This window comes from Pseudomonas sp. BW16M2 (genome assembly GCF_014268865.1).
Classification (GTDB): domain Bacteria; phylum Pseudomonadota; class Gammaproteobacteria; order Pseudomonadales; family Pseudomonadaceae; genus Aquipseudomonas; species Aquipseudomonas peradeniyensis.
Map to the genome: position 1 here is coordinate 57,323 of NZ_JABWRI010000005.1, position 23,989 is coordinate 81,311.

The 23,989-nt window shown below is 63.4% G+C and carries 23 protein-coding genes and 1 tRNA gene; 13 read left to right on the plus strand and 11 right to left on the minus strand.

The genetic code is table 11. The annotated features are described in order from the left end of the window. Positions 1-32: 32 nt before the first annotated feature. The 3 genes from iscR to trmJ all read right to left on the minus strand — a co-directional run bounded on the left by iscR (position 33) and on the right by trmJ (position 2,240). Positions 33-524, minus strand: coding sequence for a Fe-S cluster assembly transcriptional regulator IscR (gene iscR / locus HU735_RS06770; RefSeq protein ID WP_050704358.1), 492 nt, complete (start codon positions 522-524; stop codon positions 33-35). Between the two features lie 168 nt (positions 525-692). Beyond that, the gene (gene cysE, locus HU735_RS06775) at positions 693-1,481 is read right to left on the minus strand and encodes a serine O-acetyltransferase (protein ID WP_028689587.1); all 789 of its coding nucleotides are present in this window, start codon (positions 1,479-1,481) and stop codon (positions 693-695) included. Positions 1,482-1,484: 3 nt separating this feature from the next. Continuing rightward, positions 1,485-2,240, minus strand: coding sequence for a tRNA (cytosine(32)/uridine(32)-2'-O)-methyltransferase TrmJ (trmJ, locus tag HU735_RS06780; RefSeq protein ID WP_186712893.1), 756 nt, complete (start codon positions 2,238-2,240; stop codon positions 1,485-1,487). Positions 2,241-2,391: 151 nt separating this feature from the next. Between trmJ and suhB the strand changes: the two genes are divergently transcribed. Continuing rightward, the gene (gene suhB / locus HU735_RS06785; protein ID WP_050704356.1) at positions 2,392-3,210 is read left to right on the plus strand and encodes an inositol-phosphate phosphatase; all 819 of its coding nucleotides are present in this window, start codon (positions 2,392-2,394) and stop codon (positions 3,208-3,210) included. 196 nt (positions 3,211-3,406) lie between these two features. On the opposite strand, the gene HU735_RS06790 is transcribed toward suhB, so the two are convergent. The 6 genes from HU735_RS06790 to queA all read right to left on the minus strand — a co-directional run bounded on the left by HU735_RS06790 (position 3,407) and on the right by queA (position 9,479). Further along, positions 3,407-3,955 carry a glycine zipper 2TM domain-containing protein gene (locus tag HU735_RS06790; protein WP_186712894.1) on the minus strand — a complete coding sequence of 183 codons (549 nt, stop codon included), beginning with the start codon at positions 3,953-3,955 and terminating at the stop codon, positions 3,407-3,409. 119 nt (positions 3,956-4,074) lie between these two features. Beyond that, positions 4,075-4,983 (minus strand): protein translocase subunit SecF, encoded by a 909-nt coding sequence (gene secF, locus HU735_RS06795; protein WP_110735797.1) that lies wholly within the window; start codon positions 4,981-4,983, stop codon positions 4,075-4,077. 10 nt (positions 4,984-4,993) lie between these two features. Then, complete coding sequence (gene secD / locus HU735_RS06800) at positions 4,994-6,856, minus strand: protein translocase subunit SecD (protein ID WP_186712895.1); 1,863 nt, start codon at positions 6,854-6,856, stop codon at positions 4,994-4,996. 64 nt (positions 6,857-6,920) lie between these two features. Beyond that, positions 6,921-7,256: a preprotein translocase subunit YajC gene (gene yajC, locus HU735_RS06805; RefSeq protein WP_050704350.1), complete on the minus strand. Its 336-nt coding sequence runs from the start codon at positions 7,254-7,256 to the stop codon at positions 6,921-6,923. Positions 7,257-7,299: 43 nt separating this feature from the next. Then, complete coding sequence (gene tgt, locus HU735_RS06810; protein ID WP_186713014.1) at positions 7,300-8,415, minus strand: tRNA guanosine(34) transglycosylase Tgt; 1,116 nt, start codon at positions 8,413-8,415, stop codon at positions 7,300-7,302. A 14-nt stretch (positions 8,416-8,429) separates the two neighbouring features. Beyond that, positions 8,430-9,479: a tRNA preQ1(34) S-adenosylmethionine ribosyltransferase-isomerase QueA gene (gene queA / locus HU735_RS06815; protein ID WP_186712896.1), complete on the minus strand. Its 1,050-nt coding sequence runs from the start codon at positions 9,477-9,479 to the stop codon at positions 8,430-8,432. Positions 9,480-9,587: 108 nt separating this feature from the next. Between queA and HU735_RS06820 the strand changes: the two genes are divergently transcribed. From HU735_RS06820 to HU735_RS06840, 5 genes are all read left to right on the plus strand, one after another. Further along, positions 9,588-9,672: transfer RNA gene (locus HU735_RS06820), tRNA-Leu, on the plus strand. A 190-nt stretch (positions 9,673-9,862) separates the two neighbouring features. Next, the gene (locus HU735_RS06825; protein WP_186712897.1) at positions 9,863-10,621 is read left to right on the plus strand and encodes a hypothetical protein; all 759 of its coding nucleotides are present in this window, start codon (positions 9,863-9,865) and stop codon (positions 10,619-10,621) included. A 204-nt stretch (positions 10,622-10,825) separates the two neighbouring features. Further along, positions 10,826-11,056, plus strand: coding sequence for a hypothetical protein (locus tag HU735_RS06830; RefSeq protein WP_186712898.1), 231 nt, complete (start codon positions 10,826-10,828; stop codon positions 11,054-11,056). Positions 11,057-11,426: 370 nt separating this feature from the next. Further along, positions 11,427-11,981 carry a type IV toxin-antitoxin system AbiEi family antitoxin domain-containing protein gene (locus tag HU735_RS06835; protein ID WP_186712899.1) on the plus strand — a complete coding sequence of 185 codons (555 nt, stop codon included), beginning with the start codon at positions 11,427-11,429 and terminating at the stop codon, positions 11,979-11,981. Between the two features lie 128 nt (positions 11,982-12,109). Further along, a complete protein-coding gene (locus tag HU735_RS06840; RefSeq protein ID WP_186712900.1) occupies positions 12,110-12,589 on the plus strand; it encodes a GNAT family N-acetyltransferase in 480 nt (159 codons plus the stop codon). Positions 12,590-12,735: 146 nt separating this feature from the next. Here the strand turns inward: HU735_RS06840 and HU735_RS06845 are convergent, their stop codons facing one another. After that, positions 12,736-12,897 carry a hypothetical protein gene (locus HU735_RS06845; RefSeq protein ID WP_186712901.1) on the minus strand — a complete coding sequence of 54 codons (162 nt, stop codon included), beginning with the start codon at positions 12,895-12,897 and terminating at the stop codon, positions 12,736-12,738. Positions 12,898-13,088: 191 nt separating this feature from the next. Between HU735_RS06845 and HU735_RS06850 the strand changes: the two genes are divergently transcribed. Then, positions 13,089-13,979 (plus strand): bestrophin family ion channel, encoded by an 891-nt coding sequence (locus HU735_RS06850; protein WP_186712902.1) that lies wholly within the window; start codon positions 13,089-13,091, stop codon positions 13,977-13,979. Between the two features lie 15 nt (positions 13,980-13,994). Here HU735_RS06850 and HU735_RS06855 read toward each other — a convergent pair whose 3' ends face one another. Beyond that, entirely contained in the window at positions 13,995-15,113 is a 1,119-nt protein-coding gene (locus tag HU735_RS06855; RefSeq protein ID WP_186712903.1) for a polysaccharide deacetylase family protein, read from the minus strand. Positions 15,114-15,262: 149 nt separating this feature from the next. Here HU735_RS06855 and yaaA point away from each other — a divergent pair, with 149 nt between their 5' ends. The 6 genes from yaaA (at position 15,263) to HU735_RS06885 (ending at position 23,985) form a co-directional block, all read left to right on the plus strand. Beyond that, positions 15,263-16,042 (plus strand): peroxide stress protein YaaA, encoded by a 780-nt coding sequence (yaaA, locus tag HU735_RS06860; RefSeq protein WP_186712904.1) that lies wholly within the window; start codon positions 15,263-15,265, stop codon positions 16,040-16,042. A gap of 849 nt (positions 16,043-16,891) precedes the next feature. Beyond that, a complete protein-coding gene (locus tag HU735_RS06865; protein ID WP_186712905.1) occupies positions 16,892-18,208 on the plus strand; it encodes a UDP-glucose/GDP-mannose dehydrogenase family protein in 1,317 nt (438 codons plus the stop codon). Between the two features lie 62 nt (positions 18,209-18,270). Next, the gene (locus HU735_RS06870) at positions 18,271-19,761 is read left to right on the plus strand and encodes a glycosyltransferase family 2 protein (protein ID WP_186712906.1); all 1,491 of its coding nucleotides are present in this window, start codon (positions 18,271-18,273) and stop codon (positions 19,759-19,761) included. Positions 19,762-19,795: 34 nt separating this feature from the next. Next, a complete protein-coding gene (locus HU735_RS06875) occupies positions 19,796-20,962 on the plus strand; it encodes an alginate biosynthesis protein Alg44 (protein WP_186712907.1) in 1,167 nt (388 codons plus the stop codon). A gap of 12 nt (positions 20,963-20,974) precedes the next feature. Further along, the gene (algK, locus tag HU735_RS06880; RefSeq protein WP_238349763.1) at positions 20,975-22,510 is read left to right on the plus strand and encodes an alginate biosynthesis TPR repeat lipoprotein AlgK; all 1,536 of its coding nucleotides are present in this window, start codon (positions 20,975-20,977) and stop codon (positions 22,508-22,510) included. Beyond that, the gene (locus HU735_RS06885; RefSeq protein ID WP_186712909.1) at positions 22,507-23,985 is read left to right on the plus strand and encodes an alginate export family protein; all 1,479 of its coding nucleotides are present in this window, start codon (positions 22,507-22,509) and stop codon (positions 23,983-23,985) included. Before algK ends, HU735_RS06885 begins: the two co-directional genes overlap by 4 nt. The last annotated feature ends 4 nt before the right edge of the window (positions 23,986-23,989 follow it).

Sequence of the window (23,989 nt, forward strand, 5' to 3'; positions counted from 1 at the left end):
ATCAGGCGGTGGCGTCGCTCGTCGCTGCGGTTTCAGTCGACGGCGGACGTCTCAATCTTGTCCAGCTGGGCAACTCGGCCTGCGACACGGCGCAGGTCCTGGCGCTGGGCGACTTCCTGCACCTCGCGGCGCATGACGAGGTCGGCCAGGCTGATGCCACTGAGGAATTCATGGATCTGCTGGCTCAGGTCGCACCACAGGTGGTGAGTCAGGCAGGTATCACCGGCGTGGCAGTCCCCCAGGCCCTGGCAACGGGTGGCATCGACCGATTCGTTGACCGCGTCGATGACCTGGGCCACCTGGATGGTTTCCATGCCCCGCGACAGCTGGTAGCCGCCGCCCGGACCGCGAACGCTGGATACCAGGCTGCTGCGGCGCAGCTTGGCGAACAGCTGTTCCAGATAAGAGAGGGAAATGCCCTGGCGCTCGGAAATATCGGCCAAAGACACCGGCCCATGCTGCGCGTGCAACGCCAGGTCGAGCATGGCGGTCACGGCGTATCGGCCTTTGGTAGTCAGTCGCATGGCGTATGGGTACCACGGGAGTTACAGGATGTGTGCGAGTATGCGATTCCCGAGCATTTAAGTCAACTATTAGACCTAGTGCTTTAGTCGGGTATGCATGCGGGAGGCGGGCGCGAGTGTAGCAGACAAGGGGCGCAAGCACACGCCCCTTGTGTCGGGCCGGCGCAATCAATGCGACTGAGTGTCGCCCTGCTTGAGTTCGGCGCAGGCCGCGGCGAAGTCGTCGTCGGGCAGCGCCGGCAGCTCCTTGGCACAGTAGTCACTGCCCATCCGGGTCAGCGCGCCGCACATGCCCTCCAGGCGCTCGTCGACGGCCTGCAGGTGGTCGAGCATCTGGCCGATGGCGCGGGCCACCGGGTCCGGCATGTCGCCACTGACGCCATAGGCGTCGAAGCCGATCTTCTCGGCCATGGCCTTGCGCTTGGCCTCGACGGCGTCATCCTCGGTCTTGACGATGATCCGCCCCGGAATGCCCACCGCCGTGGCGCCGGCCGGCACCGCCTTGGTGACCACCGCGTTGGAGCCGATCTTGGCCCCGGCGCCGACGGTGAACGGGCCCAGTACCTTGGCCCCGGCACCGACCACCACGCCGTTTTCCAGGGTCGGGTGACGCTTGCCCTTGTTCCAGCTGGTGCCACCGAGGGTGACGCCCTGGTACAGGGTCACGTCGTCGCCGATCTCGGCGGTCTCGCCGATGACGATGCCCATGCCGTGGTCGATGAAGAAGCGCCGGCCGATGGTCGCGCCCGGGTGGATCTCGATGCCGGTCATCCAGCGACCGAAGTTCGACACCAGCCGCGCCAGCCACTTGAAGTCACGCCGCCACAGGGCATTGCCCAGGCGGTGCAGCCAGATGGCATGCATCCCCGGGTAGCAGGTCAGGACCTCGAAGGCGTTGCGCGCCGCCGGGTCACGATGGAAAACGCTCTGGATATCTTCACGCAGACGCTCGAACATCTGTCAGTCCTTCCTTTTATGCGGCTCGCCCCGTGCGACCTTCTGGGTCTCGGTAAGGATGCCGCGCAAAATGCTCATTTCCGGACGCTCGACCGAGCTTCGCCCATACAGCCGGCGCAGGCGCGCCATCAGGTGCTTGGGTTTCTCGGGATCGAGGAAGCCGATGTCCACCAGGGTCTTTTCCAGGTGGTCGTAGAACAGCTCCATTTCGTCCATGGTCGCCAGCTCGCTGGCGTCGACCTTCTCGACCTTCACCGCACTGCCCTGCCCTGCCAACCAGGCCATGCGCACCTCATAGGAGAGCACCTGGACGGCGGCGGCCAGATTCAGCGAGCTGAAGTCGGGGTTCGAGGGAATGTGCACGTGGAAGTGACATCGCTGCAGTTCTTCGTTGGTCAGGCCGGCGTGCTCGCGCCCGAACACCAGGGCGATCTCTTCGCCGCCCATGGCCTGGGCCACAGCCTTGGCCCCGCACTCGCGCGGGTCGATCAGCGGCCAGGGGATGCTGCGCTCACGGGCGCTGGTGCCCATGACCAGACTGCAGCCGACCAGCGCCTGCTCGAGGCTGTCGACCACCTGGGCGTTATCCAGCACGTCGTCGGCGCCCGAGGCGCGGGCGCTGGCGTCCGCGGCCGGAAACTCTTTTGGCTGCACCAGCACCAGGCGCGACAAGCCCATGTTTTTCATGGCTCGCGCAGCGCCGCCGATGTTGCCGGGGTGGCTGGTATTGACCAGAACAACACGAATATTTTGCAGCAAGGTGTCGTGCTCTCGGATGCGGAAACAGGAGGGTTCGATCTTACAGAACCGACCAGCGTAACGCCATGAAAGCAAATGTGACACTTCTGTCGTCAAAGATTTCTGCTAGAATGATCGGCTTTCCTCTTTAACATCTCCAGGTGACCTTCCCATGCAGCCTATGCTGAATATCGCCCTGCGCGCCGCTCGCAGCGCCAGTGAACTGATTTTCCGCTCCATCGAACGCCTGGATAGCATCAAAGTCGACGAAAAGCAGGCCAAGGACTACGTGTCCGAGGTTGACCGCGCCGCCGAGAAGGTCATCGTCGAGGCCCTGCGCAAGGCCTACCCGAACCACTCGATCCAGGGTGAAGAGACCGGCCTGCACGCCGGCAGCGGTGAAGAAGGCAAGGATTACCTGTGGATCATCGATCCGCTGGACGGCACCACCAACTTCCTGCGTGGCGTTCCGCACTTCGCCGTCAGCATCGCCTGCAAATACCGTGGCCGCCTCGAGCACGCCGTGATCGTCGACCCGGTTCGCCAGGAAGAATTCACCGCCAGCCGTGGCCGTGGCGCTCAGCTCAATGGCCGCCGCCTGCGCGTCAGCTCGCGCACCAGCCTGGAAGGCGCGCTGCTGGGCACCGGCTTCCCGTTCCGTGACAGCCAGATGGCCGACCTGGACAACTACCTGGGCATGTTCCGCGCCCTGACCGGCCAGACCGCCGGCATCCGCCGCGCCGGCTCCGCCAGCCTGGACCTGGCTTATGTAGCCGCCGGCCGTTTCGACGCCTTCTGGGAGTCGGGCCTGTCCGAGTGGGACATGGCCGCGGGCGTGCTGCTGATCCAGGAAGCCGGTGGCCTGGTGAGCGACTTCAACGGTGGCCACGACTTCCTCGAGAAGGGCCACATCGTCGCGGGCAACATCAAGTGCTTCAAGGCCGTGCTGACTGCCATCCAGCCGCACCTGCCAGAGCACATGAAGCGCTAAGCGCCGATTGCGAGCACAAAAAAGCACCCCTCGGGGTGCTTTTTTTGTGCCTGCACGATGCCCTGTAGGAGCGGCCTTGTGCCGCGAAAGGGCTGCAAAGCAGCCCCGGCAATCTTGATTTATACCGAAGATTCCGGGGCCGCTTCGCAGCCCTTTCGCGGCACAAGGCCGCTCCTACAGGGGGGGCACTTGTGTCTTACTGCCCCGGCTGGTTCTGCCCCAGGATCAACTTGCCATTCTTGTCCAGCGGAATGGTCGAGCCCGGCTCGTGATCCATCTTCACCTTGCCCACCTGGTCACCGATGGAATAAGTCACGTTGTAGCCGACCACCTTGTCGCTGATGTCGTTGACCGTGTTGCAGCGCGTCTGCGTGGTGGTGTAGGTATCACGCTCCTGCATGTACTCCTGGGCCTTGTTGCCCGCGTAGCCACCACCCACCGCACCGGCCACGGTGGCGATCTTCTTGCCAGTACCACCGCCGATCTGGTTGCCCAGCAGGCCGCCAGCCAGCGCACCGACCACGGTACCGGCGATCTGGTGCTGGTCCTTGACCGGCGCCTGGCGCGTCACCGCGACATCCTTGCACACCTCACGCGGGGTCTTGACCTGCTGCTTGATCGGCTGCACGTCGGTGACCTGGGCGTACTCAGGCCCTTTGTTCACCAAGCTGTAGGTCGCCACAGCACCTCCGGCAGTTACACCGACAGCACCCAGAACCGCACCCACCAGCATTGATTTGTTCACGTGAACCTCCTGATCGTACCCGCGGGCTCCGGCCCGCCTTCTCCCTGCCTTGGAGCAAAAAAAAAGGCGCGAGTTCAACACTCGCGCCTCTCTTTGCGCCAAATGGCGCGGGACAAGCCTTACGGACGCTCGTCCACACCCTCGGTCTTGACCGGCGGGATCAGGTCTTCACTGCTCAGGTTCAGCCAGATCAACACCACGTTGGCGATGTAGATCGACGAGTAGGTACCCGCCATGACACCGATGAACAGCGCCAGGGAGAAGCCGAACAGGTTGTCGCCGCCGAAGAACAGCAGCGCGGCAATGGCCAGCAAGGTCGACACCGAGGTGGCGACGGTCCGCAGCAGGGTCTGGGTGGTCGAGATGTTGATGTTCTCGATCAGCGAAGCCTTGCGCAGCACGCGGAAGTTCTCGCGCACCCGGTCGAACACGACGATGGTGTCGTTGAGCGAGTAGCCGATGATCGCCAGCACCGCCGCCAGCACCGTCAGGTCGAAGGTGATCTGGAAGAACGACAGGATGCCCAAGGTGACCACCACGTCGTGGATCAGCGAGATGATCGCGCCCACGGCGAACTTCCACTGGAAGCGGAAGGCCAGGTAGATGAGGATGCCGCCCAGTGCCAGGAGCATGCCGAGGCCGCCCTGGTCACGCAGTTCCTCGCCCACCTGCGGGCCAACGAACTCGACGCGCTTGACCGTGGCCGGGTTGTCGCCGCCGATCTTCTGCAGCGCCTCAGCCACGCGGTTGCCCAACTGCGGGTCATCGCCCGGCATGCGCACCAGCAGGTCGGTGGTGGCGCCGAAGCTCTGCACCACGGCATCGTGGAAGCCGGAGCCGACCAGCTCGGTACGGACCTTTTCCAGGTCCGCCGGACGCTCGTAGGTGAGCTCGATCAGCGTACCGCCGGTGAAGTCCAGGCCGAAGTTCAGGCCCTTGTGCCACCAGCTGAACAGCGCCAGCACGGTGAGGAGCACGGTAATGGCGAACGCGACATTGCGCACGCCCATGAAGTTGATGGTTTTCATCGCAGCTCCCTCAAACCCACAGCTTCTTGATGTCACGCCCGCCGCAGGTCAGGTTGACCAGTGCGCGGGTCACCATGACGGCGGTGAACATCGAGGTGAAAATCCCGAGGGACATGGTGACCGCGAAGCCCTTGACCGGGCCGGTACCCATGGCGAACAGGATGCCGCCGACCAGCAGGGTGGTCAGGTTGGCGTCGACGATCGCCGAGTAGGCGCGGTTGAAACCTTCGTGGATGGCGCGCTGCACCGACATGCCGGCGGCAATCTCTTCGCGAATACGCGAGAAGATCAGCACGTTGGCGTCCACCGCCATGCCCATGGTCAGCACGATACCGGCGATGCCCGGCAGGGTCAGGGTGGCGCCCAGCAGTGACATCAGCGCCAGCAGCAGGACCATGTTGCCCGCCAGGGCGATGGTCGCCAGCACGCCGAAGGCGCGGTAGATGGCGATGATGAACAGCGAGACGAACAGCATGCCCCACAGGGACGCGTCGATACCCTTGGTGATGTTGTCGGCACCCAGGCTTGGGCCAATGGTACGTTCTTCAGCGAAGTACATCGGCGCGGCCAGACCACCGGCACGCAGCAGCAGGGCCAGTTCGGACGATTCGCCCTGGCCGTTCAGGCCGGTGATGCGGAACTGGCTGCCCAGCGGCGACTGGATGGTCGCCAGGCTGATGATCTTCTTCTCTTCCTGGAAGGTCTGCACCGCGACTTCTTTCTCGACGCCGTCGACCACCTGTTTCTGGTAGCGGGTGACCGGCTTCTGCTCGATGAAGATCACCGCCATGCTGCGCCCGACGTTGGTACGGGTGGCGCGGCTCATCAGCTCGCCGCCGTGGCCGTCGAGGCGAATGTTCACCTGTGGGCGACCGTGCTCGTCGAAGCTGGCCTGGGCGTCGGTGACCTGGTCACCGGTGATGATCAGGCCGCGCTCTACAGGGGCGGAGCGACCGCCTTCGCGGAACTCGAACACCTCGGTGGTGGCCTTGGACGCGCCTGGCTCGGCACCGAAGCGGAACTCCAGGTTGGCGGTCTTGCCGAGGATACGCTTGGCCTCGGCGGTGTCCTGCACGCCCGGCAGCTCGACCACGATGCGGTTGGCGCCCTGGCGCTGGACCAGCGGCTCGGCCACGCCCAGCTCGTTGACCCGGTTGCGCACGGTGGTCAGGTTCTGCTTGATCGAGTATTCGCGGATCTCGGCGACTTTCGCCTGGGTCAGCGCCAGACGCAGCACGGCGAGCTCGTTGCGCTCGGTGGTGGTCAGGTCGAAATCATTGAAATTCTTGCGGATCAGGCTGCGGGCCTGTTCGCGGGTAGCATCGTCGGCGAAGCCCAGCATGATGCCGCCGTCCTGCTGGGGCAGACTGCGGTAGCGGACGCGCTCTTTGCGCAGCAAGGTCTTGACCTCGCCTTCGTAGACTTTCATGCGAGCGGTCATGGCCTTGTCCATGTCCACTTCCAGCAGGAAGTGCACACCACCGGACAGGTCCAGGCCCAGCTTCATCGGGCTGGCACCCAGGTTGCGCAGCCACTGCGGGGTGGTCTGGGCCAGGTTCAGGGCCACGACGTAGTCGTCGCCGAGGGCCTTGCGCGCCACATCCTTGGCCGGCAGCTGGTCTTCCTGGTTGGTCAGGCGTACCAGGGCACTGCCCTTCTCGCCCAGGCTGCCGCCTTTGACGGTGATGCCGGCATCGGTCAGCGCCTTGGTCACGCGATCGAGGTCGGCCTGGCTGACATGCAGGGCGGAGCTGGCGCCGCTGATCTGCACCGCCGGATCATCCGGATAGAGGTTGGGTGCGGAATAAATGAAGCCGACCGCCAGTACTACCACGATCAGCAGGTATTTCCACAGAGGGTATTTGTTCAGCATCACGCCGCCCGTTCAAGACGCGGGGCGCTTTGCGCGCCCCGACTGGAAAAATGAAACCGGTAACTCAGATAGCCTTGAGCGTACCTTTCGGCAGGGTCGCCGCCACGGCGCCCTTCTGGAACTTCAGCTCGACATTGTCGGACACTTCCAGGACCACGAAGTCGTCGGCGACCTTGACGATCTTGCCGGCGATGCCGCCGGTGGTGACCACTTCGTCACCTTTTTGCAGGTTGCTCAGCAGGTTCTTCTGCTCTTTGGCACGCTTGGCCTGCGGGCGCCAGATCATCAGGTAGAAGATGACCAGGAAGCCGACCAGGAAGATCCACTCGAAGCCGGTACCGGCTGGGCCGGCGGCTGGGGCTGCTGCGTCCGCGTAAGCGGCGGGAATCAAGAAGCTCATTGGGCACTCCTAATGGATATTTTCTAATAATGGATGCGAACAGTCAGTCCAAGGGCGGCACAGGCAGCCCGCGCTTGGCGTAGAAGGCGTCGACAAAGGCGGCCAATTTACCCTGTTGAATAGCCTCGCGTAAACCGGCCATCAAGCGCTGGTAATGGCGCAAGTTGTGGATGGTATTCAGCATGCTGCTCAACATTTCGCCGCACTTGTCCAGGTGGTGCAGATAGGCGCGGGAGAAGTTGGTGCAGGTATAGCAATCGCAGGTCGGATCCAGCGGCGATTCATCGTGGCGATGGAACGCGTTGCGGATCTTGATCACCCCGGTGTCGACGAACAGATGGCCGTTGCGCGCATTGCGCGTGGGCATCACGCAGTCGAACATGTCGACGCCGCGGCGCACACCCTCTACAAGATCTTCCGGCTTGCCTACCCCCATAAGGTAACGAGGTTTGTCAGCCGGCATCTGTTCCGGCAGGTAGTCCAGCACCTTGATCATCTCGTGCTTGGGTTCGCCCACCGACAGGCCGCCGATGGCCAGGCCATCGAAGTCGATGTTGACCAGTGCTTCCAGCGAGCGCATGCGCAGGTCCTGGTACATGCCGCCCTGGACGATGCCGAACAGCGCCGCGGTGTTGTCGCCGTGGGCATTCTTCGAGCGCTGGGCCCAGCGCAGCGACAGCTCCATGGAAGTGCGCGCCACATCGTGCTCGGCCGGGTACGGGGTGCACTCGTCGAAGATCATCACGATGTCCGAGCCCAGGTCGCGCTGGACCTGCATGGACTCCTCGGGGCCCATGAACACCTTGGAACCGTCCACTGGCGATGCGAAGGTCACGCCTTCCTCCTTGATCTTGCGCATGGCGCCCAGGCTGAACACCTGGAAACCACCGGAATCAGTGAGGATAGGGCCTTTCCATTGCATGAAGTCGTGCAGGCCGTTGTGTTTCTTGATGACCTCGGTGCCCGGACGCAGCCACAGGTGGAAGGTGTTGCCGAGGATGATCTCAGCGCCAATGGCCTCGATGTCGCGCGGCAGCATGCCCTTGACCGTGCCGTAGGTGCCCACCGGCATGAAGGCCGGGGTCTCGACGGTGCCACGGGGGAAGGTCAGCCGGCCACGACGGGCCTTGCCGTCGGTGGCCAGCAGTTCGAACGACATTCGACAGGTGCGACTCATGCTTGATCCTCTGGGCCGCGTGGCGCCGGATTGCGGGTGATGAACATGGCATCACCGTAACTGAAGAAGCGGTACCCGTTCTCGACCGCCGCCGCGTAGGCGGCCATGGTCTCGGGGTAACCGGCGAAGGCCGAGACCAGCATCAGCAGCGTGGACTCCGGCAGGTGGAAGTTGGTGACCAGGCAATCGACCACATGGAACGGCCGGCCCGGGAAGATGAAGATGTCGGTGTCGCCGCTGAAGGCCTTGAGCTCGCCATCGCGCGCCGCGCTCTCCAGCGAACGCACGCTGGTGGTGCCCACGGCGATCACCCGGCCGCCACGGGCTCGGCACGCGGCGACGGCGTCGACCACGTCCTGGCTCACTTCGAGCCACTCTTTATGCATGGTGTGGTCTTCGATCTTGTCGACCCGCACCGGCTGGAAGGTGCCGGCGCCCACATGCAGGGTGACGAAGGCGCGCTCGACGCCCTTGGCGGCGATCTTCGCCAGCAGGTCTTCGTCGAAGTGCAGGCCGGCGGTAGGCGCGGCCACGGCGCCGGCGCGCTCGGCGTAGACGGTCTGGTAGCGCTCGCGGTCGGCGCCCTCGTCGGGACGGTCGATGTACGGCGGCAGCGGCATATGGCCGACGCGCTCGAGCAGCGGCAGCACCTCTTCGCTGAAGCGCAGTTCGAACAGCGTGTCGTGGCGGGCGACCATCTCGGCCTCGCCACCACCGTCGATGAGGATCTGCGTGCCTTCCTTAGGCGCCTTGCTGGCACGCACATGGGCCAGCACGCGGTGGCTGTCGAGCACGCGCTCGACCAGCACTTCCAGCTTGCCGCCGGAGGCTTTCTGGCCGAACAGGCGCGCCGGAATCACCCGGGTGTTGTTGAACACCATCAGGTCGCCCGGGCGCAGGTACTCGAGCAGATCGGTGAACTGCTTGTGGGCCAGCGTGCCACTGGGGCCATCGAGCACCAGCAGGCGGCTGCCATGGCGCTCGGCCAGCGGATGGCGGGCGATCAGGGAATCGGGGAGTTCGAAAGAAAAATCGGCGACGCGCATGATGATGTTCGGTTCGACAGGGCCGCAAAGTTTAGCCCAATGCGTGAAAATTGACCATGAAAGCCGATTGACCGACCCAAGGCACCTCTCTATACTGCGGCGCCACAAGCCCTGATGGCGGAATTGGTAGACGCGGCGGATTCAAAATCCGTTTTCGAAAGGAGTGGGAGTTCGAGTCTCCCTCGGGGCACCAAGATCCAGAAAAAACCGACCTTATGGTCGGTTTTTTTGTGCCTGCAAATCAGTGCATCCGTCGATGTGCTCGATCCCTCGTCTTTTCATCCCCTCCCTCGGTCATGCGCTTTACCAAAACCGTTTCAGATGCCGATAATGTCAGTTTGCAATCATTCTAGCGTTTATCCCAGCCTCGAAACGGAGTTCGCATGATCCAGGCAGAACAGACCTTGCCTTCCACACGTAGCAGCCGAATCACATCTCTCGTGGCCAAGGTAATGACAGGGATAGGTGTACTGCTCGGCAGCATGTGGGCGGTCATCACCTACCTGGTGCCTGATCCCAGCGTATTTGGCTTTGGTTTCATCAACTGGCGCAATATCGTGCTGCTGGTGAGTACCTTCACGCTGCTTGGCAGCCTGTCGATCTGCTGGCAGATGCGCAACCTGCCCAAAGTACTGCACGGCACGCTGCTGACCTTCCTGATCGCCGCGGTCTCGTTCATTTTCTTCATTCTGGGCACGGAGTATGCGAAGCCTTCCTTCGAGTTCGCCAAGGTGCAATCGACCGTGGTCGAAAACGAAGGCAACAACCTGCTTGGCAAGCGCCTGGAGGTGGTGGATGACGTCAGGTTCGAACTGATCGGTTGCGAGAACATTGGCCGCTTCCCCAACTGCACCTTCGAGCTGACCAACCAGGGCATGGACCGTGATTTCCGCTTCGATAACGCTTCCCGCCTGTTCGACGAAGCAGGCGCCCCGTTGCGTGTCGGCGAAATGCGCGTAGGCCAGCAACGCAACAATCCATGGGGTGAATTCCAGCTGATTCGTACTGTGCCCACCCGTGTCACGTTGGTTTTCCAGGAAGCTGATCGCAAGATCGAGCGCTCGCCATCCATCAAGCTCATCTTCCGTACTCGCATGAATGAAGAGCAGGCACTCAAGTTCAATGAAGTTTCGCTGAAGTGAACCAGGCGGCTGATAGCCGTGCGAGTGATGCGATATACCTGTAGGTAACGGCTCTCTCGGACGTCAGGACTCGCAAAGAACCGACCTTATGGTCGGTTTTTTTGCGCCTGCAATTGGCAGCTGCCCTTCCCTCGGCTCTCGCCATTGCCTCGCACTTGGCAAAAATGCCAGTTACCCTCGGCTCTAGACCATGGGTACCTGTGGATGCTACCTCTGGAAAAAGGCGTTGCAGGACAGCCACAACCTGTCAGAGGCAAGGATGGAGCACCGATAAAGTTCGCCAACAAGCCGGAAGGTGTCGAAGTGCTCGATCAGCACCGTGTACTGGTCGTACACGATGATGATCGGGTCAAGGTGAAGGACGCCGAAAACGGCAGCGTGCGCGAGGACTACGAGTTTACCTACAGCGTCATCAACCTCGCGCCGACGCAGTAGCGTCTGTATGCCAGGGTGCCAAGAGTGCTCACAGTAGCAACGTGGTGACCCACAGCCTGTACGGCAGAGAACCGCTGACCATGCCCGACTCATCCGGCGATGGATTTTTAAGCTGCCTACACTGTAGTGAACGACTAGGGAAGTTACGCACCGAACGAGCACATTTACTGAGCTGCCTACACGGCAGTGAACGAGGGGAACAGGGCTGCAACCAGGTGAGCATTTCTGAGTGCCCCTTACAACAGCCCAGAAAACCTTTGCTGCTAGCCCCTTCCTGTACAGAAAATCACACAAAGTGCAACTTACTGTATAGCCAGAGCTGCCGTTCTACACTAAGTTTCACAAACCGTGACTTTCTGTTGATCGATCCATGCCTGCGCAGCCGCTCCAGTGCCTCTATCGAGGCCTGCACAACCTCGCCACGCCCCAGCGCTATCTGTTCACGCCAGCGGATATGCGCGCCCTGGTGCCCGGCTTGTCCGACGGCGCCTATCGCTCGCTGCTGAGCAGAGCGTCCAATGACAACATCCTGATCAGGGTGTGCAGGGGGCTTTACCTCTTCACTCCGGCCAAGCCCAACCCTGGGCTCGTGCTCTATCACGCTGCGGCCCGCCTGCGAGCTGACAACCTCAACTACATCAGCCTCGAGTGCGCCCTCAGCGATATCGGAGTGATCTCTCAGGTACCACAGAACTGGCTGACTATCATGTCGTCAGGGCGAAGCCAGACCATAAGCTGCGCAGCTTTCGGCACGGTCGAGTTCGTCCATACCACCCGTACCGCTCTCGAACTCAACGGCCAACTCGACTACGACGACCGCTGCCGCCTATGGCGCGCCAAAGCCTCGCTGGCCTTGGCCGACATGAAGCGGACCAGACGCAATCTGGAGCTGATCGACTGGGAAACGGCCAATGAACTTGTTTGATCGACTTGTCCAGCACGCCCTGGGCAACACACCTGAGGTCGCTTCACTATAAGCAGCCTGCCCAGAATTGACATCCCGCTATCAGTTGCACAGGGTTGGCAATTTCTCAAAACTGCGGAACATCATCCATGCCACTTAGCCATCGACCCGTTCGCCCTGTCGACATCGCCACTCTCTGTAACTTCCCTCAGGGCTCGGACGAACTCTTCTATATGTTCCCCAAAGCCACCTACCCACTCACACCCGCGCAACTGAGCGAAGCCATCGCCCAGCGCAGCGGTTCGACGGTGATCGAGGCTGACGGGGTGATCGTTGGTTTCGCCAATTTCTATAAGGCTGAATATGACGGCGTCTGCGCGCTGGGTAATGTGGTGGTGGCCCCGACCGCGCGAGGCCAGGGTGTGGCGCGCTACCTTGTGCAATGCATGATCGCCCTGGCTCGCGAAGATTTCGCGGCACGGGAGGTCTGGGTGTCGTGTTTCAATCACAACACCGCAGGGCTGCTGCTTTATCCACAGCTCGGTTTTGTGCCGTTCGGGATCGAGGAGCGGCGGGCGCCGGATGGGTCCCGGGTAGCGCTGGTGCAGATGAAGCAGGTGTTGAGGTGAGGTTGAGGTGATTTACGTGTGTGCGGTGTGGCCTGGATTGGGGCTGCGTTGCAGCCCATCGCGGGGCAAGCCCGCTCCCACGCTGGCGATGCTTGCAATTTTGCTCATCGCGCCAAAGCGCTGTACATAGGGCTGGGTGGGCTGGACTAGCGTTCCGTATTGTGCAAGCGCGCGACCTGGACATGGGACTGGGCTCGAATGATTTCATCAGCGTCACCTTCGACCAGGACCTGTGACAGGTACTCCTGAATCGCTGCCTCGGAATCCAGTAAATCCGCAATCTTGAATGGCGTCAGTTCACTGGCCATGCTCGACTACCTCGCAATGTGAATGGTGACGAGCCTAAACCATAGCCTCAAGGGAAGCTTTACCGCTTGCTGTAGGCCTCTTCTTTAACTCTAACCAGAAAAACCACGTAACACCCTGCGACGAATCCCACCGAACCTTGCCCCTCCCGCGACGTCGGAACCTGCATCCCCCGCATCGAGGTTCCCCCCACGTGAAAGCCCTCCTCGCCCGCAAATACCGCCTGGTGGTCAAGACCGTCGGCTACATCGGCTGGTCGCTGTTCTGGCTGCTGATCTGGGACGTGCTGGTCACCATCGACTTCATGCTGTTCTTCAACAGCAAGTTCAGCCTGCCGCTGATCCCGCTCACCCTGCTGGGCTCGGCGCTGGTGGTGCTGGTGAGCTTTCGCAACAGCAGCGCCTACAACCGCTGGTGGGAGGCGCGCACGCTGTGGGGCGCGCTGGTGAACAGTTCGCGCAGCTTTGCCCGGCAGGTGCTGACGCTGGTCGACGATCCGGCCGACGGGCCGAACCCGGTGAAGGCGACCTTGCTGCGCCGGCATATCGCCTATGTGAACTGCCTGGCGGCGCACCTCAAGGGCGAGCAGTGCCCGGATGAGCTGATGGCCTTCATACCGCCCGGGGAGTTCGAGCGGCGCAATCGTTCGAACAATTTCGCCAACGACATCCTCGGCGGTTCAGCGGCCTTGCTGGCCCAGGAGTACCAGGCCGGGCGACTGGACAGCATTCGCCTGGCGCTGCTGGAATCGACCCTGGTGGACATGTCCAACGCCCAGGGCGGGATGGAGCGGATCGCCAATACGCCGCTGCCCTACCCTTATGTGTACTTCCCGCGGCTTTTCATCACGCTGTTCTGCCTGATCGTGCCGGTGGGGCTGGTGGAGTCGCTGGGCTGGTTCACGCCGCTGGCCTCGACGGTGGTCGGCTTCATGCTGCTGGCCATCGAGCGGATCGGCACGGACTTGCAGAGCCCGTTCCGCCTCAGCGAGCACCAGATCCCGATGGACACGATCTGCGAGACGATCGAACGCAACCTGGAGTCGATGCAGCGAGAGGCGCAATGTGGCACCTTGGCGCACTGAGCCGCCCGCTCTCCTTTATTCCCGCCGGGCGTACTCCCGGCAATCCTCCCAGCCGATCCCGCTCTGGGCCGTATGCTGCAACAACCACTCCAGCGCCGGCTGCGTCTTGGGCTGATTGTCGCGGAACTGGATCACCCCCTTGCGCCACAGCAGCATCAGCGTCAGCACCCGCTGTGCCGACGCTTCGGCGGTCAGCGGCCCGTCATCCTGGGCATCGATGTCCCACAGCGAAACCTGCATCTGCTGGCTGTCCATGAATGCCTCGCCATCGGCGCGGCGCTGGCCGTAGGGCGGGCGGAACAACGGCACATACTGCTCCGCCAGGTCGGCCTGGACCCGCGCCTGGCTGCGCCGCAGCGAGTCCTGCCAGTCCTGCCACTGGGCGTGGGAGCGGTACTCCCAACCCTGGATACCCACGCACTGGCCGGCATACAGGTCGCTCACCGGGCCAGCGTCGCGACGTTGCTGCAGGCGATTGCCGAGCACGAAGAATATCCCGTCGAGCTTTTGCCGCCGCAGGTAGTCGGCCACCGCATCGGTGCTGCCGCCCTGTGGCCCCGGGCCGCCGGCGAAGGTCAGCAGGAACATCCGGTCGTTGAGCTCCTCGCCATTGCGCTCGCGACCGGACAGCTTGGCCACCTCGCTGGTGGTCTGCGGGAACAGCGCGGCCTTGCGCAACTGCTCATCCAGGTATCGAGTGTGGAACTGGTGACTGGGCTCGACCCATCCGGTATAGAACGTGCCGACATCCTCGGCGAAAACAGCAGACTGCGTGCGCAGGTCAGCCATGGACTCGACCGGGTAGCAGAACGAGGCATCCTGCTCGCAACTCTTCTGCGCCTGTTGATAACTTGTCCACAGGCGCTGCCACAGACGTGCCCGTACGGCCCGCACGACGGTCAGGTTGATCTGGCGCAGGCCCAGCCGGGTCTTGAGCGCCTGCTCGTCGAGCATCTCGCTTTCGTGCAGCACCCGGGCGAACGACAGGATCTCCGCCCGCGACGCCACGTCGAACAGCGTCGGGCTGTCCAGCTGCTCGGGCCACAGCTCACGGTCGAAACTGACGAAATCCACCGGGGCCGCCTGCGCGCCCAGGCTGAGCAGCCCGGCGAACAGGGCAAACGCGATACGCACGATGAGCAATCTCCTTGAAGGCATGGCGCGCACTATAGCGCGACCGCCCGCGGTTTAATGTGGCGATGTTCGGTGACTATCGTCGCCATAGTTTGGCGTTGTGCCAGCGGCCCCGTAGAATTCGCCCGACGATTCCAGGAGCCGACCCGATGCTGACGGTGATTTCCCCCGCCAAGACCCTCGACTACGACACCCCGCCGGTAACCCAGCGCCACACCCTGCCCCAGCACCTGGACGATTCCCAGGAACTGATCGTGCAACTGCGCGAACTGGCGCCGGCGCAGATCGCCGAGCTGATGCACCTCTCCGACAAGCTCGCCGGCCTCAACGCCGCCCGCTTCGGCAGTTGGACCCCGGATTTCACCCCGGCCAACGCCAAGCAGGCACTGCTGGCGTTCAAGGGCGACGTGTACACCGGGCTCGACGCCGAGAGCCTGGGCGAGGACGACTTCAGCTACGCCCAGGACCACCTGCGCATGCTCTCGGGCCTGTATGGCCTGCTGCGCCCGCTGGACCTGATGCAGCCCTACCGCCTGGAGATGGGCACCAAGCTGGCCAATGCCCGCGGCAAGGACCTGTACGCCTTCTGGGGCACGCGCATCAGCGAATGGCTGAACCAGGCCCTGGCCGACCAGGGTGACGACGTGCTGCTGAACCTGGCCAGCAACGAGTACTTCAGCGCGGTGAAGAAGAGCGCGCTGAAGGCGCGGGTGATCGATGTCGACTTCAAGGACCTGAAGAACGGCCAGTACAAGATCATCAGCTTCTACGCCAAGAAGGCCCGCGGGATGATGAGCCGCTTCGTGATCCAGGAGCGGATCAACGATCCGGAGCAGCTCAAGCGCTTTGATGTGCAGGGTTACTACTACAGTGCCGAGCAGTCGAAGCCGGATCATCTGGTGTTCCTGCGCGATCACGCTGAGGGCTGATGGCCCTGGGGGGCGCTTTGCGCCCCTTTCGCGGCACAAGGCCGCTCCCACAGGGAAACGCATACCCCTGTAGGAGCGGCCTTGTGCCGCGAAGCAGCCCCATCCCACCCCTGCCCTGCAACGGGGCACGCTTTCACCCTTGAATTCGCCAAATAACAGACGTCAAAAAACCATCCACCCTATCCTTATTGCAAAACGCCATAAGACCGTTCGTAGTTTTTTGACGAAAATTGAAAAAAATTTTCGCATGCTGGCCTAAAACCATCCCCCTGCGATTTCACCCTTTATATACGGGGACGAAACTGCCGCGTGCTATCAGATTGAAAGTATTTCCCTCTGAAAAAATATTTAGAAATCTTTCATCGTGACGAAACCGCCCCCGGAACTTCTGCCAAGGGACATGGCTCATAGCACCCGTAACGAGTTTCAAGCGCCCAGCGTGAGAGATGACTTACAGATGACAAAGGGCCGCCATTCTCAACCGGCCCGAAAACTTCAACGGCGGTACAGGAAGTGCCAAAAGCCATGATCCATGCAGGAGACAAGCGCCCCTAAAATTCGTCCTAGTGGTTGATTTCAAAGGATTTATCCACTTGAAAAAACAAGCACAGCACTTCACCAACAGTGGATTGCAATAAAGACGGCTGCATTTCAGGGCACGCCATTTTTAATACTGGCCTTTGACTGCCAACTTTGAGTGCATAACTTTTTGCGCTCCGGATTTATTCATGCCTGCGTTCGGTGAAGTGTCAATTCGCCATGGATCCGTGCGCCCTAAAACTGCTGGTCAATCAACCCGGTCGGCTCTTCGCTGAAGGGCTGGCGTGATAAACACACGAGGTGAATGCGATGCGTATCAGCATCTTTGGTTTGGGTTATGTGGGTGCAGTCTGTGCAGGTTGCCTGTCGGCACGAGGCCACGAAGTGATTGGTGTGGACGTGTCCAGCACCAAGATCGACCTGATCAACAAGGGCAAGTCGCCCATCGTCGAACCAGGCCTCCAAGAGCTGCTGCAACAAGGCATTGCCAACGGCCGCCTGCGCGGCACCACCGACTTCGCCGAAGCCATCCGCGCCAGCGACGTGTCGATGATCTGCGTCGGCACGCCGAGCAAGAAGAACGGCGACCTGGGCCTGGAATACATCGAGTCGGTGTGCCGCGAGATCGGCTACGTGCTGCGCGACAAGGCCAGCCGTCACACCGTGGTGGTGCGCAGCACCGTGCTGCCGGGCACCGTGAAGAACGTGGTGATCCCGATCCTCGAGGACTGCTCGGGCAAGAAGGCCGGCGTCGACTTCGGCGTCGCGGTCAACCCGGAGTTCCTGCGCGAAAGCACCGCGATCAAGGACTACGACCAGCCACCGATGACCGTTATCGGCGAACTGGACAGCGCCAGCGGTGACGTGCTGCAGGCCCTGTACGAGGAACTCGACGCGCCGATCATCCGCAAGCCGGTCGAAGTGGCCGAGATGATCAAGTACACCTGCAACGTCTGGCACGCGACCAAGGTCACCTTCGCCAACGAGATCGGCAACATCGCCAAGGCCGCAGGCGTCGATGGCCGCGAGGTGATGGACGTGGTCTGCCAGGACAAGGCGCTGAACCTGTCGCAGTACTACATGCGCCCGGGCTTCGCCTTCGGCGGTTCGTGCCTGCCGAAGGACGTGCGCGCCCTCACCTACCGCGCCGCCAGCCTCGACGTGCGCGCCCCGCTGCTCGACTCGCTGATGCGCAGCAACGAATCCCAGGTGCAGAACGCCTTCGACATCATCGAGAGCCACGACAAGCGCAAGGTCGCCCTGCTCGGCCTTTCGTTCAAGGCCGGCACCGACGACCTGCGTGAAAGCCCGCTGGTGGAGCTGGCCGAACGCCTGATCGGCAAGGGCTACCAGCTCGACATCTACGACCAGAACGTCGAGTACGCCCGTGTCCACGGCGCCAACAAGGACTACATCGAGTCGAAGATCCCCCACGTCTCCTCCTTGCTCAACGCCAACTTCGAGCAGGTGGTGGACAACGCCGAGATCATCATCCTGGGCAACCGTGACGAGCAGTTCCGTGCCCTGGCCCAGCAGGCACCGGAAGGCAAGCAGGTGATCGACCTGGTCGGCTTCATGAGCAAGCCGACCTGCGCCACCAGCCGCACCGAAGGTATCTGCTGGTAAACCCGGCCGGGCGGCGCGTCCCTCCCCAGCGCGCCGCCCGCCCTCCCCCGAATTCTCGACGGATGCCGAACATGCAAAGGTTCCAGACCATGCTGCTGCAATGCGCCGGCTGGCTGCTCTACATGAGCCTGCTCATGCTGATCGCCCTGGCCCTGCCCAGCGATATCTTCGACTCGCAGTCGAAGCACTTCATCTTCCTGGTCGGTGCCGTCGGCATCTGGCGCTACTCCATGGGCGCCACCCATTTCATCCGCGGCATGATCTTCCTGTACATCGTGTACCCCTACCTGCGCCGCAAGGTGCGCAAGCTGGGCAAGGCGGCCGACCCGTCGCACGTGTACCTGATGGTCACCAGTTTTCGCATCGAGGCCCTGACCACCGCCCAGGTGTACAGCTCGGTGATCCGCGAGGCGATCGACTGCGGCTTCCCCACCACCGTGGTCTGTTCGCTGGTGGAGAAGTCCGACGAGCTGCTGGTGAAAAGCCTGTGGGCCAAGTACAACCCGCCGTCCCACGTGACCCTCGATATCGTGCGTATCGCCGGCACCGGCAAGCGTGACGGCCTGGCCTATGGTTTCCGCGCCATCTCGCGGATGCTGCCGGACGAAAACGCCGTGGTGGCGGTGATCGACGGCGACACCGTGCTGGCCGAGGGCGTGGTGCGCAAGACCGTGCCATGGTTCGGCCTGTACCCCAACGTCGGTGGCCTGACCACCAACGAGTTCTGCGAAGTGCGCGGCGGCTACATCATGAGCGAGTGGCACAAGCTGCGCTTCGCCCAGCGCCACATCAACATGTGCTCCATGGCCCTGTCCAAGCGCGTGCTGACCATGACCGGGCGCATGTCGATGTTCCGCGCAAGCGTGGTGACCAACCCCGAATTCATCGCCGACGTCGAGAGCGACTCGCTGATGCACTGGCGCCTGGGCCGCTTCAAGTTCCTCACCGGCGACGACAAGTCCAGCTGGTTCAGCCTGATGCGCCTGGGCTACGACACCTTCTACGTGCCCGATGCCGCGATCAACACGGTCGAGCACCCGCCGGAAAAAAGCTTCATCAAGGCCAGCCGCAAGCTGATGTACCGCTGGTACGGCAACAACCTGCGGCAGAACTCCCGTGCCCTGGGCCTGGGCCTCAAGCGCCTGGGACTGTTCACCAGCATCGTGCTGCTCGACCAGCGCGTGTCGATGTGGACCAGCCTGCTGGGCCTGACCGTGGCGGTGATCGCCAGTTTCAAGTTCGGCCTGCAGTTCTTGCTGGTGTACCTGCTGTGGATCGGCATCACCCGGCTGATCCTCACCGTCATGCTGCTGTGCTCGGGCCACAACGTCGGCCCGGCCTACCCGCTGATTCTCTATTACAACCAGATCGTCGGCGCGGTGATGAAGATCTACGTGTTCTTCCGCCTCGACAGGCAGTCCTGGACCCGCCAGCCCACTGCCCTCAAGCGCGACCTCGCAAGTTTTCAACAATGGTTCAACACCTGGTCCTCGCGGACCATGACCTTCTCGGCCGCGAGCATCTTCGTCGCCGTGCTGTTCATGGTCGTGTGAGCCCCCGGATCGGACAACAGGAACGAATATCGCCATGAATACCGCCGTGAACGTCAATGTCGTGCATGAATCCGAAGCGCAGCGCCAGCACGCCCGGGTGCGCATCCCCGCCAAGCTGCGCTACCTGGACGGCAACCGCGAAGCGCACGAGGTGAAGGTCGACGACCTGTCCGCCGGAGGCCTGTCCTTCCACGCGAAAAAACCGCTGCCGGAAGGCGAAGTGCTGCGCGGTCGCCTGCAGTTCGTGGTCGACAACCTCGGCCTGTCGATGGACGTCGAACTGCTGGTGCGTACCAGCAGCCGCGAGACCGCCCGCACCGGCGCCGAGTTCCAGAACCTCGAACCGCGCGACATCGCCACCCTGCGCCACATCATCACCAGCCACCTGTCCGGCGAGCTGATCAGCGTCGGCGATGTGCTCAGTACCCTGCAGCGCGACAACTTCACCAAGGCGCGCAAGCAGAAGGACGGTGGCTCGGGCCTTTCCGCCTTCGGTCGCCTGCGCGCGGTCAGCGTGACCGCCGGGGTGTTCGTGGTCGGCCTGGTGGCCTTCGGCTTCGTCGCCAAGTCGCTGTACGGCCTGTACTTCGTCAGCCATGCCGAGGCCGGCGTGGTCGCGGTGCCCACCACCAACGTCACCATGCCCCGCGACGGCAGTCTGCAGAGACTGGTGGAAAGCGGCGCGACCGTGGCCAAGGGCGCACCACTGGCGACCTTCAACACCAGCATGCTCGACCTGCTCAAGGGCCACCTGGACGACTCGCAGCTGGAGCCGGCCAAGGTCGAGGAGCTGTTCGGCAAGCAGCTCTCCGGCACCCTCACCAGCCCGTGCGACTGCGTGGTCTCGCGTCAGCTGGTGGATGACGGCCAGTACGCCAGCAAGGGCCAGCCGGTGTTCGCGCTGATCCCGCGCACCAGCGTCCCGACCATCGAGGCGCGCTTCAGCTATCGCCAGTTCGACGAAGTGAAGCCGGGTACCCGGGTCAACTTCCAGATCGCCGGCGAGGACGAAGTGCGCACCGGGCGGATCACCGGCAGCTCGAGCCTGGACACCGACAACCTGGCCTCCGACATCCGCGTGCAGATCAAGCCCGACGACGGCCTGCCGGCCGAGCTCGCCGGGCGCCCGGCCGCGGTCAACAGCGACCGTGGTCCGTCGCTGAACTGGCTGATCGACAAGGCCGTGGCCCGTGGGTTGTAAGAGGATCGGACGATGAAACCTTTGAATGGTTTTTCTCCTGCTGGAGTGGCGTCGCCTGGATCGCGGCACAAGCCCGCTCCTACAGGGACCGCGCCGCACCCTGTAGGAGCGGGCTTGCCCCGCGATCGAGCGCAAAGCGCTCGCCCCTACACCTGGTGCACCCTGGCCCTGGCCATCACCCTGGCCGGCTGCGCCGGCCTGCCCGACCAGCGCCTGGCCAATGAAGCGCTCAAGCGCGGCGACACCGCCACCGCTGAGCGCAACTACAAGGCCCTGGCCGACCTCGGCTACAGCGATGCCCAGGTAGGCCTGGCCGATATCCAGGTCGCCACCCGCGACCCGGCGAAACTCGAGGAGGCCGAGGCCACCTATCGCGCCGCCGCCGCCACCTCGCCCCGCGCCCAGGCGCGTCTCGGCCGCCTGCTGGTGGCCAAGCCCGACAGTACACAGGCCGAACGCGAGGAGGCCGAAAGCCTGCTCAAGCTCGCCGCCGGGCAGGGCGAAAGCAACACCCTGATCCCGCTGGCGATGCTCTACCTGCAGTACCCGCAGAGCTTCCCCAAGGTCAACGCCCAGCAGCAGATCGACCAGTGGCGCGCCGCCGGCAACCCCGAGGCGGGCCTTGCCCAGGTCCTGCTGTACCGCACCCAGGGCACCTACGACCAGCACCTGGGCGATGTGGAGAAGATCTGCAAGGCAGCGCTGGCCACCACCGACATCTGCTACGTCGAGCTGGCCACCGTCTACCAGAAACGCGCCCAGCCCGACCAGCAGGCCGCCCTGCTCGAACAACTGAAGGCCGCCCATGCCCGTGGCGCCGTGCCAGCCACCCGGGTCGACAGCGTCGCCCGCGTGCTGGCCGACCGCAGTCTCGGCCAGACCGACGAGAAGACCGCCAAGGACCTGCTCGAACACATCGCCCCGGCCAACCCGGCCTCGTGGGTGAGCCTGGCGCAACTGCTCTACGACTTCCCCGAGCTGGGCGACACCGACCAGTTGATGGCCTACATCGACAAGGGCCGCGAAGCCGAACAGCCCCGCGCCGAACTGCTGCTGGGCCGCCTCTACTACGAAGGCAAGACCGTGCCCGCCGACGCCCAGAAAGCCCAGGAGCACCTGCAGGCCGCCGCCGATGCCGGCGAGGTCAGCGCCGATTACTACCTCGGCCAGCTCTACCGCCGTGGCTACCTGGGCCAGGTCGAACCGCAGAAAGCCGTGGACCACCTGCTCGCCGCCGCCCGCGGCGGCCAGAACAGCGCCGACTACGCCCTGGCCCAGCTGTTCAGCGAAGGCCACGGCATCCGCCCGGCACCGACCAATGCCTGGGTATTCGCCCAGCTGTCCCAGGTCAACCCGACCCCGCAGTCGACCGAACTACTGCAACAGCTCGACCAGCAGCTCACGCCCGACCAGCGCAGCCAGGCGCAGAACCTGCTGGCGCAGGAGAAGCAGGCGCGCGGCAGCATGGCCCAGGGCGCCAACAGCACCCTGGCCATCGAAGCGCTGCAGGACGAGAAAGACGACGTAGACGCCGAGGATTCGCTATGACGCTCAACCCCTTCGTGAAAGCCGGCATCGGCCTGGGCTTCGCCCTGCTGTGGTCGATGCCGACCCTGGCGGCCGAAACCGCGCAGAAGAACTTCGGCCTCGACGTGAAGATCACCGGCCAGTCCGAGGACGACCGCGACCTGGGCACCCGCTCCGGCGGCGACGTCAACGGCCTGGGCCTGGACCTGCGGCCCTGGGTGTACGGCGAGCGCGGCCACTGGAGCGCCTTCGCCATGGGCCAGGCGGTGGCCGCCACCGACATCATCGAGACCGACACCCTGCGCCAGAACGACGACGGCACCACCAGCGACAACGGCGACGACAGCCGCAAGCCGGACAAGAGCTACCTGGCCATGCGCGAGTTCTGGATCGGCTACAGCGGCCTGACCCCCTACCCAGGCGAGCAGCTGCGCTTCGGCCGCCAGCGCCTGCGCAGCGACGACGGCATGTGGCGCGACACCAACATCGAGGCGCTGAACTGGACCTTCGACACCACCCTGCTCAAGGCCGACCTGGGTGTGGCCCAGCGCTTCAGCGAATACCGCACCGACCTCACCGAGCTGGCCCCGGAGGTCAAGGACCGCACCCACGTCTATGGCAACGTCGCCACGCAGTGGACACCCGGCCACTGGGTCGGCCTGCGCGCCCACCACAGCCATGACGGCGGCAGCCTGAAAAGCCCCGGCGAAACCGTCGACGCCCTCGACAAGACCCGCACCGGCGACCTGACCTGGCTGGGCCTGGAGGCCAACAGCGACGCCTACAACTGGCGCAACGACCACACCGTCAACTACTGGGGCAGCGTCACCTGGCTGACCGGCGACCGCGACACCCTCAGCAGCCAGGCGGTGGGCAACGACCAGGTCGCCACCGGCAAGCAGAGCGGCGACGTCAACGCCTGGGCCACCGACCTCGGCATCCGCCTGCGCCTGGACCCGCAATGGCAGGTCGGCGCGGCCTATGCCCGGGGCAGCGGCGGTGGCGGCAGCGACGGTTCGAACAACTTCGAGCAGACCGGCCTTGAGAGCAACCGCTCCAACTTCACCGGCACCCGCTCGCGCGTGCACCGCTTCGGCGAAGCGTTCCGCGGCGAGCTGGGCAACCTGCAGGCGGCCACCCTGTTCGCCTCCTGGCAGCTGCGCGACGACTACGACGCCAGCTTCATCTACCACAAGTTCTGGCGCGTCGACGGCAAGCAGAACATCGGCTCCAGCGGCATCAACGCGGTGGTCGACGACGGCGGCATCAGCCGTCCGCTGGTGCAGGGCGAGAAAGACCTGGGCCAGGAGATGGACGTGGTCGTCACCAAGTACTTCAAGCAAGGCCTGCTGCCGGCCTCGATCAGCCAGTCGATCGACGAACCGTCGGCCCTGGTGCGCCTGCGCGCTGGCGTATTCAAGCCGGGTGACGCCTACGGCAAGGAGGCCGACTCGTACATGCATCGCGCCTTCGTCGACGTGATCTGGCGCTACTGAGGCC

Bases quoted from the DNA above. Each gene is read 5' to 3' on its own strand.
- iscR (WP_050704358.1), bottom strand. From the start codon at position 524: ATGCGACTGACTACCAAAGGCCGATACGCCGTGACCGCCATGCTCGAC.
- cysE (WP_028689587.1), bottom strand. From the start codon at position 1,481: ATGTTCGAGCGTCTGCGTGAAGATATCCAGAGCGTTTTCCATCGTGAC.
- suhB (WP_050704356.1), top strand. From the start codon at position 2,392: ATGCAGCCTATGCTGAATATCGCCCTGCGCGCCGCTCGCAGCGCCAGT.
- secF (WP_110735797.1), bottom strand. From the start codon at position 4,983: ATGAAAACCATCAACTTCATGGGCGTGCGCAATGTCGCGTTCGCCATT.
- secD (WP_186712895.1), bottom strand. From the start codon at position 6,856: ATGCTGAACAAATACCCTCTGTGGAAATACCTGCTGATCGTGGTAGTA.
- yajC (WP_050704350.1), bottom strand. From the start codon at position 7,256: ATGAGCTTCTTGATTCCCGCCGCTTACGCGGACGCAGCAGCCCCAGCC.
- tgt (WP_186713014.1), bottom strand. From the start codon at position 8,415: ATGTCGTTCGAACTGCTGGCCACCGACGGCAAGGCCCGTCGTGGCCGG.
- queA (WP_186712896.1), bottom strand. From the start codon at position 9,479: ATGCGCGTCGCCGATTTTTCTTTCGAACTCCCCGATTCCCTGATCGCC.
- HU735_RS06825 (WP_186712897.1), top strand. From the start codon at position 9,863: ATGATCCAGGCAGAACAGACCTTGCCTTCCACACGTAGCAGCCGAATC.
- HU735_RS06830 (WP_186712898.1), top strand. From the start codon at position 10,826: ATGCTACCTCTGGAAAAAGGCGTTGCAGGACAGCCACAACCTGTCAGA.
- HU735_RS06835 (WP_186712899.1), top strand. From the start codon at position 11,427: ATGCCTGCGCAGCCGCTCCAGTGCCTCTATCGAGGCCTGCACAACCTC.
- HU735_RS06840 (WP_186712900.1), top strand. From the start codon at position 12,110: ATGCCACTTAGCCATCGACCCGTTCGCCCTGTCGACATCGCCACTCTC.
- HU735_RS06845 (WP_186712901.1), bottom strand. From the start codon at position 12,897: ATGGCCAGTGAACTGACGCCATTCAAGATTGCGGATTTACTGGATTCC.
- yaaA (WP_186712904.1), top strand. From the start codon at position 15,263: ATGCTGACGGTGATTTCCCCCGCCAAGACCCTCGACTACGACACCCCG.
- HU735_RS06865 (WP_186712905.1), top strand. From the start codon at position 16,892: ATGCGTATCAGCATCTTTGGTTTGGGTTATGTGGGTGCAGTCTGTGCA.
- HU735_RS06870 (WP_186712906.1), top strand. From the start codon at position 18,271: ATGCCGAACATGCAAAGGTTCCAGACCATGCTGCTGCAATGCGCCGGC.
- HU735_RS06875 (WP_186712907.1), top strand. From the start codon at position 19,796: ATGAATACCGCCGTGAACGTCAATGTCGTGCATGAATCCGAAGCGCAG.
- algK (WP_238349763.1), top strand. From the start codon at position 20,975: ATGAAACCTTTGAATGGTTTTTCTCCTGCTGGAGTGGCGTCGCCTGGA.
- HU735_RS06885 (WP_186712909.1), top strand. From the start codon at position 22,507: ATGACGCTCAACCCCTTCGTGAAAGCCGGCATCGGCCTGGGCTTCGCC.